This window comes from Paenibacillus agri, assembly GCF_013359945.1.
GTDB classification, from domain to species: domain Bacteria; phylum Bacillota; class Bacilli; order Paenibacillales; family Paenibacillaceae; genus Paenibacillus_AQ; species Paenibacillus_AQ agri.
The window spans coordinates 1-308 of the sequence record NZ_JABWCS010000110.1 but is presented as its reverse complement, the minus strand read 5'-3'; the positions used below and the strand labels follow the sequence as shown (position 1 = coordinate 308).

1 protein-coding gene is annotated in these 308 nt (G+C 51.6%); it reads right to left on the bottom strand.

Features of this window, described 5'->3' with window-relative positions:
- Positions 1-308: hypothetical protein (locus tag HPT30_RS00510; protein ID WP_376766977.1), on the bottom strand; the 308-nt coding region annotated here is incomplete at both ends.

The following is a 308-nucleotide window of genomic DNA, read 5'->3' as shown; positions in this document are numbered from 1 at the left end:
TATCTTCGCCTGGCGTGTACGGATTCGTTACTCCCGCTCCCGTTGGTGCTGCATCTCCTACGTTTGGTGTAGGAATCAGGGTCGAGGACACTTTCGTCACGAGATGGTTACCCGCTCCTACGGATGTCGTCACCTTCGTCGTATTCGGACCGGTTCCCGGCAATGGTGACGCTGGCAATGTTGGAGCAGTCACTGGAGCAGGTACCTTAATATCGCCTGCTGTCAGTATGATCAGCTTGAACGATACCACCTTGTTATTGCTGTCTACTTCATAAATGCCAATGTATCTGTTCGTTGTTGCATCCACG